Origin of the sequence: Kordia jejudonensis, assembly GCF_001005315.1 — a bacterium.
Taxonomy (GTDB): domain Bacteria; phylum Bacteroidota; class Bacteroidia; order Flavobacteriales; family Flavobacteriaceae; genus Kordia; species Kordia jejudonensis.
The window spans coordinates 1-9,088 of the sequence record NZ_LBMG01000017.1; the positions used below are offsets into that span (position 1 = coordinate 1).

Sequence of the window (9,088 nt, forward strand, 5' to 3'; positions counted from 1 at the left end):
GTTTTCCATTCCTAAGCTTCGAAGATCGTTTAAGTTACACAACACAATTACTAATTTCAAGACGTTTCAACAACAACTTTTCATTTGAATTAGCGCCTTCATACGTTCGTCAAAACTTAACGTTAGAAAAAAATCAAAAACACGATCAATTTGCCATGGGCGCAGGTGGACGTTTAAAAGTGAGCAAGCGAATGTCGATCAACTTAGATTATGTGTACAATTTCAGCAGAGCAGACAACACAGCATTCAGAAATCCGCTAACCATCGGAGTCGATATTGAAACAGGCGGACACGTATTTCAATTGCTATTCTCCAACGCACAATCAACCAATGAGCCAGGCTTTTTAAGCTATGCGGAAGGCGATTGGGGAGACGGAGACATCTTCTTCGGATTCAATATTGTACGTGTATTCTAAACATATATATTCCTGAACGCAACCTACTAGAAAAGGCTTTCAAAATCATTTTGAAAGCCTTTTAAATTTGTATTAGCGAAGTACTTATCTAGCATTCAAGTGTAGGACTTGTACATCCTACCGTTTGGTTACACACTGCCGAATGACACACAATAGATTCGCATGCAAACGAATTGCAATTAACGGTTTGACATGTATGCGTTGGTGGTGGACAATTGTGTGAAACAGGACAGATATCTGGCCAAACAGAATATTCAGGTCCACAACCGTTATCCGTTAATTCGAAAAGATAACCACCAGCTACTTGATTTGCATCAAAAGAAGCCACTTTTGATTTACTAAGTTTTAATTTTTTCAGCGATACTTTTAGTTTTTTCATAATGTGAGTTTTGTTAAATACTTCTCAAAACTAAAAAATGTACAGTGCTAAAAAAAGGATCATAAACAATACTGTGTAGATGGTACAAAAACATAAATAAATGGTACAAAAAAAGCTTTCAGTATGCAAACTAAAAGCTTTCTTCAATTTTATAAACACTATAATTTTAATAGCAATATACGCCTTGCGGACACATAGAATCTGAATTGCAACCAATAACGGTTGCAGTGCAATGATCTGATGGACAGCCCAATACTGTCGGTGGTACACATCCGATTCCAGTAATGCAATAAATAGAACCATCTATTGGATTACAATCAAAATCTGTAGGAAAACAAGGTTCCGCAGTTCCAGTCCACGATTGAAAACCTCCTGTCAAACGTTCAGGTTTCAAAGAAGCTACATTTGATTTATTCAATACTAATTGCTTTAAATTTACGTTTCTTTTTTTCATCGTATAAAATATTTTAGTTAAAACAAAAAAAGGCTTTCAACGAATTGAAAACCTTCTTTTTTTATGTCGTGAAGACTTATTTTAGTAGCACTGAAGTCCGTTACATGCACTATACAATGCAGTTCCACCACATCCGTAGAAAGTTCCACAATTGTTAGTTGGTTGAGGACATCCATTTGTATACACTGGACATCCATCAGTTTGTACAGGACATGCATCAGTTGGTCCTCCACAATCAAAGTCAGAAAAACATGGTTCTGCTGTTCCTGTCCAAGATTGGAATCCACCGCCAGGATGACTAGTTCCGCCTTTTAAACTTCCTTCTTCTAAAGATGCAACGTTAGACTTGTTTAATGCTAATTGTCTTAAATTTACCTTCTTTTTTTTCATGATTATAGGTTTTAGTTAAGATGCAAAAATACTGAAATGAAATCCTTCCTACGTAGGTTAAAACCATACAAACAGTAGGTTTTCAAATGTTTAAATGTTAAAAAAGCTTCCAAGTATATTGGAAGCTTTCGTTTTTTTAACTTATAATTAGTCTGTGCTTAGTAGCAATATACACCTGGAGGGCATACAGAATGCGAACCACATAATAATGTCGCAGGTGGACAACCATTTGTAGGACAGTTTCCTGTTTGTGGTGGACATCCATTCGTGTACACAGGACATCCGTTGCTAGGACAGTTGTTCGTTGCTGGTCCACAGAAGAAGTCTGTAAAACATGGTTCTGCTGTTCCTGTCCAAGACTGGAAACCACCAGTTACACTGTTTGATTCTAATGAAGCTACTTTAGATTTTGTTAAGCCTAATTTTCCTAATGTTACTTTCTTTTTTTTCATGATTATATAGGTTTATGGTTAAAGCCTAAAAGTAATGAAGTGATAAATGAACCATGTAAGTGAAAACCGTACAAACAGTACGTTTTTTTAGTTCAAACTGTTAAAAAATATGAAAGCATAAGATAAAGCTTACTTTTTAGTAGCAATATACACCAGGAGGACAAACTGAATGCGAATTACAAACTAATGTTTGTGGTGGACAGTCAGCAGTTGGACAATGAAAACGGGTAAAATTACAATCACAAGTAAGTAACGTAATTCCAGTAGTGCAATCATTAGTATTACAATTTAATTCTGTTGGAAAACAAGGTTCTGCAGTTCCTGTCCACGACTGAAAACCTCCTGTAATACTAGTAGATTCCAATGTTGCTACTTTAGACTTCTTTAAGTTTAATTTTCCTAAAACGAGTTTCTTTTTTTTCATGCTGTTATTATTTTATGGTCAAAAACTAAAGTTAGAAGAAAACGATGTCAAATAGATAGGGATTTACCATAGTATTAGTACTGTTTACAACAAAAACCGCATCATTCTCAGTTGAAAATGATGCGGTTTTTAATGTAATTTAGTTTGCTAAAGATTATATTTCGTGTGTTTCACAATTACAATATGTTTCATCGCATTGTCCATTACCATATGAAGAACAATCACTATCATCAGGACTGCGAAATCCACCTTTAAGGGATTCTTTTAATGATGAAATTCTTCTTTTGTTTAATTTTAATGTGTTGATTCCTCTTTTTTTCATGTGTGAAAGTTTATTTGGTTAATTAATAGTACTAAAAATACAATTTTAAAGTAAGATAAATCTAAAAATTGCTAAAGAAAATGATTTTCTTGTAAGAAGTCTTTTAGATGTCACACATAAAATCTGAAACAATCAATAAAAATTGTAAATTTGCGAACCTGAAAAGAAGAAAATTACATGTTAGATAAATTACAAATAGTAAAACAACGTTTTGATGAAGTGAATGATTTAATCATTCAACCCGATATTATTGCAGATAGAAAACGTTATGTTGAGCTCAATAAAGAATACAAAGATTTAAAAACGCTTGTTGAAAAACGAGACGTATATAAAGAATTGCTTGATAATATTGCCGAAGCAGAAGAAATCATTTCAGATGGAAGTGATGCAGAAATGGTAGAAATGGCAAAAATGCAATTGGAAGAAGCTAAAGAAGAACTACCAAAACTAGAAGAAGAAATCAAGTTTTTACTGATTCCAAAAGATCCAGAAGACAGTAAAAATGTTGTAGTAGAAGTCCGTGCAGGAACTGGTGGAGACGAAGCGAGTATTTTTGCAGGAGATTTACATCGAATGTATACAAAATACTGTGAAGGAAAAGGTTGGAATGTAAGTGTTGTAGATTACAGCGAAGGAACTTCTGGCGGATTCAAAGAAATCATATTTGAAGTTTCAGGAGAAGATGTTTATGGAACCATGAAGTTTGAAGCTGGCGTGCATCGTGTACAGCGTGTGCCACAAACAGAAACGCAAGGTCGTGTACATACAAGTGCTGCCACAGTTATGGTATTACCTGAAGCGGAAGAATTTGACGTAGAATTAGATATGAATGATGTGCGTATAGAACGTACAACGTCAACTGGTCCTGGAGGACAATCGGTAAACACAACCTATTCAGCAATTCGTTTACATCACGGTCCATCTGGATTGGTAGTAAGTTGTCAAGATCAAAAATCATCACACAAAAACTTAGAAAAAGCCTTAAAAGTATTGCGTTCTCGTTTGTACGAAAAAGAACTAGAAAAGAAACTAGCTGCCGATTCTGAACGACGTAAAAGTATGGTTTCTTCTGGAGATAGAAGTGCAAAAATTAGAACCTACAATTATCCACAAGGACGTGTTACCGATCATAGAATTGGACTCACATTGTACGATTTGTCAAACATTATGAATGGAGATATTCAAAAAATATTAGACGAATTAATGCTTGTTGAAAACACACAAAAGCTGAAAGACGCTAGTGAGATTATGTAATTTGGGTTTTGGAATTTACAATTAATTTCTATTACGATAAAAACGTCATTCTGAACTTGATTCAGAATCACACAGGATGAGAAGCTGAATCAAGTTCAGCTTGACGCAATTATGTAAATCTCAACGCAAACTGAACCATAAAAACTAGCAACGAGTAACTAGCACAACCAACCAAAAAATGACAACACAACAACTGATTGCACAAATACACAAAAAGAAATCCTTTCTATGTATTGGACTCGATGTTGATTTACAAAAAATTCCAGCATATTTACTAGAAACGGAAGATCCTATATTTGAGTTCAACAAAGCTATCATTGACGCCACACATCATTTGGCAGTTGCCTACAAACCCAATACAGCATTTTACGAAGCCTACGGAATCAAAGGCTGGAAAGCATTAGAAAAAACAATTCAATACCTAAATACAAATCATCCAGAAATTTTTACCATCGCTGATGCAAAACGTGGCGATATCGGAAATACATCAACCATGTATGCAAAAGCCTTTTTTGAAGATTTAGCATTCGATTCGGTTACGGTAGCGCCATACATGGGAAAAGATTCTGTAGAACCGTTTTTGGCTTTCAAAGGAAAACATACCATTCTATTAGCGTTAACGTCAAATCAAGGTGCGTTTGATTTTCAAACGAAAACTATTGACAATAAAGAAGTTTACAAACACGTACTTGAAACCTCAAAAAGTTGGCAAAACAGCGAAAACTTAATGTATGTTGTTGGCGCCACAAAAGCTTCTTTCTTGGGAGAAATTCGTAAAATTATTCCTGAAAGTTTCTTGTTAGTGCCAGGTGTTGGCGCGCAAGGCGGAAACTTGCAAGACGTTTGCAACTACGGAATGACCAAAGATATTGGGTTACTCATTAACTCTTCTCGTGGCATTATATATGCTTCCAATCAAGAAGATTTTGCTTCGGCTGCTGCCAGAAAAGCCAAAGAGTTGCAATCGCAAATGGAAGAAATAATAGCCACATAAGTTTGGTCATGCTGAACTTTTGATTCAGTATCTTACATATGAAAATAAAAGATCAATTACATAGAGAACTCCACTTTGAAACGCCGCCAAAACGGATCATTTCGTTAGTGCCGTCTCAAACAGAATTGCTATATGATTTAGGATTGGAAGATCGTATTGTAGGCATCACAAAATTCTGCGTACATCCGTATCATCTCAAAAGTACCAAGACAATTGTTGGTGGAACGAAAAACATTAAGCTTGAAAAAATAAAAGAATTACAACCCGATATTATTCTGTGCAACAAAGAAGAAAACACCAAAGAAATTGTTGAAACGTTAGAAAAATTATATCCTGTACATGTCTCTGATGTGAAAAATATTGACGAATCGTTGGAAATGATTGCACAATACGGGAAAATATTCAAATGCAATACCGAAGCTGCAAAAATCAACAATAAAATTCGGTTTCACTTACAAGATTTTCAAGCATTTGTAAAAGATATTCCAGTGCAAAAAGTAGCCTATTTTATCTGGCGAAAGCCTTGGATGGTGGCAGGAAAAGATACATTTATCAACTACTTATTAAAGCTGTGTAAATTTGAAAACATCTACGAGTCGTATGGAAGATATCCAGAAGTAGAAATTCGAAAAATACGTCTACAAGGCGATCCAGACATTGTAATGTTGTCCTCTGAACCGTATCCGTTTAAGTCAGAACACGCGTTTGAGTTAGGACGCTGTACGCATCATGCAAAAACAGTATTTGTTGATGGAGAATATTTTAGTTGGTATGGCTCTCGATTGGCAAAAGCGTTTGATTACTTCAAGAAACTTCACGAAAGTATATAAACAAGAAAAATCGGGCAATGAGACCCGATTTAATTTCTTTAACTAACCCAAAATTGTCGTATTAGATTTTTACAACAGTACAAATATATGTCGAAAACTACCTTTAGTATGTTAAGAGAATATTAGAAATAGATTAAAAAATGTTAACACATGTAGTTGTTAATTGCTTTGTTTTCAAGTAGAAAGTATTTGAGATTTAGTTTTAAAATACTGTTTAACAATTGATTAACGATTTTCAATTACCTTTTGTGCTATATTGTTGACTCTTAACAAAACCCTAAAGTCATGAAAAAAGCTATCCTGTTTGTATGTATGATGATTGCCATAAATGTAACTGCACAGCAAAAACCATGTGCGTGTTGTACCGAAAATCATCAAGCATTTGATTTTTGGATAGGAACTTGGAATGTGACAAATCCTGATGGAACAAAAGCAGGAAAAAATACAATTACGAAGATTGAAAACGAATGTGTTTTACGTGAAAATTGGACAAGTGCCAAAGCAAATTACACAGGAACGAGTTACAATTTTTACAATGCGCAAAAACAACAATGGGAACAAATTTGGGTGGACAATCAAGGTGGGAATTTACACCTAAAAGGAAATAGAGTAGGGAACCAAATGATTTTACAAAGTGATGAAGTAACCTCGGCAAAAGGTCAAAAATACGTCAACAGAGTTACATGGACATTGAACAACGATGGTTCTGTTCGGCAACATTGGGAAACGTCTTCCGACAAAAAAACGTGGACAACTGTGTTTGATGGTTTGTATGTAAAAGTTAAATCTTAAAGAAACTAAAATAGTGTTTCAAGCTACACTTTTCCCAATTGTACAGCTTCTTGCATAATTTTATACCGTTTTCTCCAAACCGTTAAGTCTTTATTTAAATGATCGTCAATGTGTACAGGATCTTTAGTATTAAATTTTCCGCCCCAGCGCAACTCAGGATCATCAATAATTAAACTTAAAAAATACTTCACAGGTTGTGGCACATTTGGATACTTTGCCAATACTTTTGAATTTGCCCATTCGTTATTTCCATACACAAGATTCATATCAATTCCATGACCTGCCAAATGATTTGAATACGTTGCAGGTGGCACAATAGCGCCATTTACGTTGGTTGTTGTTCGAAATGAACTCGTAACATAAATTTTCACATTGGCTTGTACGGCATATCCATTAATTTTTTCCAATGCAGGAATAAATTCCACATCGGCTCTGCATGGTTTTCCTTGAAAATTAGAACCTTCAAACAATACCAAAGGCGATGCTTCACTTGGTAAATTTTTTGGTGCATGATCACTCCATTTGCGTCCGTAAAATCGATTGATATCTTTTAAAAACAAATCAACAACAGGACGCGATAGCCAATCGCCATCAGAATTAATAGTATTATCGCTTGTATATTTAATTACCGCTTTTCGGGTACTATTTCCGTACAATCCGTCAGCGCCAAACTTTGCAAAGTTGAGTTCCGCTCCGTAACCGATAGTGTACAAAAATGTTTGAATGGCAGAAACACTCGTGCGCGTTCCTTTTGAAATGTATTTTTTGGTTCGCAAATCGGAAGAATGTATTGCCCACAACAAATACATTTCAGGGAGAAAATTATGTCGTTGTACAATTAGCTCACACAATTTATTTGACACAGATGTTCCGTCACTTACATATGTGTTTTTTTCAGCAAATGCGGCAACAGCTTTTACGGTTGCAGGACCATAATCTCCATCGGTTTCATAACTTGTTAAATTGAGTTCTTTTTCAAAACCCAACTCAAAAAGTGTACGTTGTAAATCAATAATCAATTCTTTATGCGAAGAACCTTGAAATAGTGACTGACTAATATCACCTTTTTTTAAAGCTGCTTCGAGCAAATTTGAACATTCCATAACTTATATATTTATGCAATGTAAATTAAGAAAAATATATTTTATGTTTCAGCGTGGAAATACGTAGTTCTTGAATGTGTTATTTTTAAAATAAATTAGCGGTTTTAGTCTGCGATTACAGGAACGTAATTCCATATTTTGAAGCAATTTCTGCACGTTTTTCGGATGATATGTCTTTTCCTTCTTGATTCATTTCGTTGAAGAAATCTTCAAAATTCTGACCTGGAATTACGTAGTTTAGCACACGTGCTGTTTGATCGCCTAAGGTTTTAATACTATGTTTTACATTTCGTGGCAAATAAATAATAGTACCTTCTGATGCAGTTATAGTTTCATCTCCCAAAACGAGTTCGACTTTGCCTTCGAGTACATGAAAAATTTCATCTTCTTTCGTGTGCACATGTAGCGGCACGTTGCTTCCTTTTGGCATAATTCCTTCTACCAAATAAATATCTCCATTCGTTTCGTTAGAATTTAGTTTTAATTTTCGTAAGCCACCCAAAAGGGAAGAAGTATCATCTTGTGGAAGCAGTATTTTTGCTTTTCTTGACATTTTAAAAAGTATACATTGGTGAGTGTTATTTTAGCTTGGCAAGCAATTCGTTGGCGCGTTCTGAATCTGTTGGCGCAACATGTAGTTCAATGCTTCCACCCAAAATACCTGCGTAGGCTGTATCCATTTTGTTAATTTCAAAAAACTCGATATCTGCACTATTCAAAATGTTTTTTGCATCCATAGCTTCAATTTGCGAATTGCTTTCGTATACTTTTACTTTACTCATAGTATTATTTTAGTGTTTCATACTAAAGATACGAAAATGTCAAGTATTTCGAATGGAAAAACGCTTGAAATTTGAATAAAATAAGTTTATGAATTTATAAGCTTAGTAGTTTAATTTCATAAACAACCAGCAACGAATAACGAATAACGAATAACGAATAACGAATTATGAATTATGAATTATGAATTATGAAAGTATCGAGAAATTTCAACTAAACAACTCCACGAAGAACAAATAACAAAATAAGAATGTAAAATATTAAATATAAAAGTGTTTTTTTTTTGCCCAAGACCAAAGACTCAAGATAAAAGATCAAAGAACAAAGACCTGTCACATTGAGCGCAGTCAAAATGCAAGATCCAACAACGAATATCGAACAATAAATAATGAAATATGAAAATATAGAGAAATTTCAACTAAACAACTCTACTAAGAACGAATACCGAAATACGAATGTAAAATATTAAATATAAAAGTGTTTCCTTTTGCCCAAAAT

At 34.5% G+C, this 9,088-nt stretch carries 14 protein-coding genes; 5 read left to right on the top strand and 9 right to left on the bottom strand.

Annotation, left to right across the window (positions count from 1 at the left end; all coding sequences use genetic code 11):
• On the top strand, positions 1-416 hold a 416-nt coding region (locus AA089_RS25175; protein WP_046756950.1), incomplete at its 5' end, for a DUF5777 family beta-barrel protein.
• An 88-nt stretch (positions 417-504) separates the two neighbouring features.
• Here AA089_RS25175 and AA089_RS10740 read toward each other — a convergent pair.
• The 6 genes from AA089_RS10740 to AA089_RS24705 form a co-directional block, all read right to left on the bottom strand.
• Positions 505-795, bottom strand: a complete 291-nt coding sequence (locus tag AA089_RS10740; RefSeq protein WP_046756951.1) for a hypothetical protein — start codon at positions 793-795, stop codon at positions 505-507.
• 166 nt (positions 796-961) lie between these two features.
• A complete protein-coding gene (locus tag AA089_RS10745) occupies positions 962-1,249 on the bottom strand; it encodes a hypothetical protein (protein WP_046756952.1) in 288 nt (95 codons plus the stop codon).
• An 81-nt stretch (positions 1,250-1,330) separates the two neighbouring features.
• The gene (locus tag AA089_RS10750) at positions 1,331-1,639 is read right to left on the bottom strand and encodes a hypothetical protein (protein ID WP_046756953.1); all 309 of its coding nucleotides are present in this window, start codon (positions 1,637-1,639) and stop codon (positions 1,331-1,333) included.
• A gap of 158 nt (positions 1,640-1,797) precedes the next feature.
• Positions 1,798-2,091: a hypothetical protein gene (locus AA089_RS10755; RefSeq protein WP_046756954.1), complete on the bottom strand. Its 294-nt coding sequence runs from the start codon at positions 2,089-2,091 to the stop codon at positions 1,798-1,800.
• Positions 2,092-2,227: 136 nt separating this feature from the next.
• Positions 2,228-2,515 (bottom strand): hypothetical protein, encoded by a 288-nt coding sequence (locus tag AA089_RS10760; protein ID WP_046756955.1) that lies wholly within the window; start codon positions 2,513-2,515, stop codon positions 2,228-2,230.
• Between the two features lie 154 nt (positions 2,516-2,669).
• The gene (locus AA089_RS24705; protein WP_156168968.1) at positions 2,670-2,837 is read right to left on the bottom strand and encodes a hypothetical protein; all 168 of its coding nucleotides are present in this window, start codon (positions 2,835-2,837) and stop codon (positions 2,670-2,672) included.
• Positions 2,838-3,014: 177 nt separating this feature from the next.
• Between AA089_RS24705 and prfA the strand changes: the two genes are divergently transcribed.
• The 4 genes from prfA (at position 3,015) to AA089_RS10780 (ending at position 6,707) form a co-directional block, all read left to right on the top strand.
• Entirely contained in the window at positions 3,015-4,091 is a 1,077-nt protein-coding gene (prfA, locus tag AA089_RS10765) for a peptide chain release factor 1 (RefSeq protein WP_046756956.1), read from the top strand.
• 178 nt (positions 4,092-4,269) lie between these two features.
• A complete protein-coding gene (gene pyrF, locus AA089_RS10770; protein WP_046756957.1) occupies positions 4,270-5,085 on the top strand; it encodes an orotidine-5'-phosphate decarboxylase in 816 nt (271 codons plus the stop codon).
• A 38-nt stretch (positions 5,086-5,123) separates the two neighbouring features.
• The gene (locus AA089_RS10775; RefSeq protein ID WP_046756958.1) at positions 5,124-5,915 is read left to right on the top strand and encodes an ABC transporter substrate-binding protein; all 792 of its coding nucleotides are present in this window, start codon (positions 5,124-5,126) and stop codon (positions 5,913-5,915) included.
• Between the two features lie 285 nt (positions 5,916-6,200).
• Positions 6,201-6,707, top strand: coding sequence for a hypothetical protein (locus AA089_RS10780; protein WP_046756959.1), 507 nt, complete (start codon positions 6,201-6,203; stop codon positions 6,705-6,707).
• Between the two features lie 23 nt (positions 6,708-6,730).
• On the opposite strand, the gene AA089_RS23650 is transcribed toward AA089_RS10780, so the two are convergent.
• From AA089_RS23650 to AA089_RS10795, 3 genes are all read right to left on the bottom strand, one after another.
• A complete protein-coding gene (locus tag AA089_RS23650; protein ID WP_053002329.1) occupies positions 6,731-7,810 on the bottom strand; it encodes a M15 family metallopeptidase in 1,080 nt (359 codons plus the stop codon).
• A 115-nt stretch (positions 7,811-7,925) separates the two neighbouring features.
• The gene (locus tag AA089_RS10790; protein WP_053002332.1) at positions 7,926-8,363 is read right to left on the bottom strand and encodes a cupin domain-containing protein; all 438 of its coding nucleotides are present in this window, start codon (positions 8,361-8,363) and stop codon (positions 7,926-7,928) included.
• Between the two features lie 25 nt (positions 8,364-8,388).
• Positions 8,389-8,592: a putative signal transducing protein gene (locus AA089_RS10795; RefSeq protein WP_046756960.1), complete on the bottom strand. Its 204-nt coding sequence runs from the start codon at positions 8,590-8,592 to the stop codon at positions 8,389-8,391.
• Positions 8,593-9,088 lie beyond the last annotated feature (496 nt).

Bases quoted from the DNA above. Each gene is read 5' to 3' on its own strand.
- AA089_RS10775 (WP_046756958.1), top strand. From the start codon at position 5,124: ATGAAAATAAAAGATCAATTACATAGAGAACTCCACTTTGAAACGCCG.
- AA089_RS10740 (WP_046756951.1), bottom strand. From the start codon at position 795: ATGAAAAAACTAAAAGTATCGCTGAAAAAATTAAAACTTAGTAAATCA.
- AA089_RS10760 (WP_046756955.1), bottom strand. From the start codon at position 2,515: ATGAAAAAAAAGAAACTCGTTTTAGGAAAATTAAACTTAAAGAAGTCT.
- AA089_RS10750 (WP_046756953.1), bottom strand. From the start codon at position 1,639: ATGAAAAAAAAGAAGGTAAATTTAAGACAATTAGCATTAAACAAGTCT.
- AA089_RS10780 (WP_046756959.1), top strand. From the start codon at position 6,201: ATGAAAAAAGCTATCCTGTTTGTATGTATGATGATTGCCATAAATGTA.
- AA089_RS10745 (WP_046756952.1), bottom strand. From the start codon at position 1,249: ATGAAAAAAAGAAACGTAAATTTAAAGCAATTAGTATTGAATAAATCA.
- AA089_RS10790 (WP_053002332.1), bottom strand. From the start codon at position 8,363: ATGTCAAGAAAAGCAAAAATACTGCTTCCACAAGATGATACTTCTTCC.
- AA089_RS10755 (WP_046756954.1), bottom strand. From the start codon at position 2,091: ATGAAAAAAAAGAAAGTAACATTAGGAAAATTAGGCTTAACAAAATCT.
- prfA (WP_046756956.1), top strand. From the start codon at position 3,015: ATGTTAGATAAATTACAAATAGTAAAACAACGTTTTGATGAAGTGAAT.
- AA089_RS23650 (WP_053002329.1), bottom strand. From the start codon at position 7,810: ATGGAATGTTCAAATTTGCTCGAAGCAGCTTTAAAAAAAGGTGATATT.
- AA089_RS10795 (WP_046756960.1), bottom strand. From the start codon at position 8,592: ATGAGTAAAGTAAAAGTATACGAAAGCAATTCGCAAATTGAAGCTATG.
- pyrF (WP_046756957.1), top strand. From the start codon at position 4,270: ATGACAACACAACAACTGATTGCACAAATACACAAAAAGAAATCCTTT.
- AA089_RS24705 (WP_156168968.1), bottom strand. From the start codon at position 2,837: ATGAAAAAAAGAGGAATCAACACATTAAAATTAAACAAAAGAAGAATT.